The 1141-nt window shown below is 67.0% G+C and carries 1 protein-coding gene; it reads left to right on the top strand.

Annotated features, from left to right (window positions below):
• Nucleotides 1–90: 90 nt before the first annotated feature.
• Nucleotides 91–1141, top strand: a 1051-nt coding sequence (gene istA, locus ROTAS13_RS24820; RefSeq protein ID WP_075823691.1) for an IS21 family transposase, incomplete at its 3' end; no start/stop codon positions are given.

Genomic DNA, 1141 nt, shown 5'->3' with positions numbered 1-1141 from the left:
TATGCTGACGTCGAGACTTGTGATCAAGAGACACCCCACTGACGGCGGGGTTCACAGTGGTTTCCGGGATGATCGGGAGCCAGTGCTGGGATGCTGGTCGTGGAGACAGTGGCAAAGATCCGGCGCCTGCACCGGGTGCAGGGCAAGTCGATCAAGGCGATCTGTCGTGAGCTCGGGATTTCGCGAAAGGTGGTCCGGAAGGTTCTGCGGTCCGGGGAGACGGAATTCCGCTACAGCCGGGCGCGGCAGCCGCAGCCCAAGCTGGGGCCGTGGCAGGCCGAGCTGGAGCGCCTGCTGGAGGCGAACGAGGCGCGGCCGCGGCGCGAGCGGCTGACGCTGGTGCGGGTCTACGAGACGCTGCGTGAGCTGGGATATGAGGGCGGCTACGACGCGGTCCGGCGACATGCGCGGGGGTGGCAGGCGTCACGGGCGACGGCGGTGGCAGCAGCCTTCGTGCCGCTGAGCTTCGCGCCGGGCGAGGCATACCAGTTCGATTGGAGCCACGAGGTCGTGCTGATCGGCGGCACGACAGTGACCGTCAAAGTCGCGCATGTGAGGCTGTGCCACAGCCGGATGCTGTTCGTCCGCGCTTATCCGCGCGAGACGCAAGAGATGGTGTTTGACGCTCATGACCGGGCGTTCGCCTTCTTTCGCGGTACCTGCACGCGGGGCATCTACGACAACATGCGCACGGCGGTGGACGCGATCCTGGTGGGACGGGATCGCGCCTACAACCGGCGTTTCCTGCGCATGTGCAGCCACTACCTGGTCGAGCCGGTGGCCTGCACTCCGGCCTCGGGCTGGGAGAAAGGTCAGGTCGAGAACCAGGTCGGGCTGGTGCGGGAGCGGTTCTTTACGCCGCGGCTGCGGGTGAGGAGTTACGAGGAGCTGAACGCCCTCCTGCTGGAGCGGTGCGTGTCCCATGCCCGGGCCAATCGGCATCCGGAGCAGAGGGAGCGGACCGTCTGGGAGGCGTTCGAGGCAGAGCGGCCAAGCCTGGTGCCTTACGCTGGGCGGTTCGACGGGTTCCATGCCGTGCCTGCCGCGGTATCCAAGACCTGCCTGGTGCGGTTCGACAACAACAAGTACTCGGTGATGGCGAGCGCGGTGGGGCGGCCGGTCGAGATCCGGGCCTATGCCG

It is taken from the genome of Roseomonas sp. TAS13 (assembly GCF_001950415.1).
GTDB lineage: Bacteria > Pseudomonadota > Alphaproteobacteria > Acetobacterales > Acetobacteraceae > Roseomonas > Roseomonas mucosa.
The sequence above is the reverse complement of the archived record's forward strand: the minus strand, read 5'-3'. Positions and strand labels throughout refer to the sequence as shown.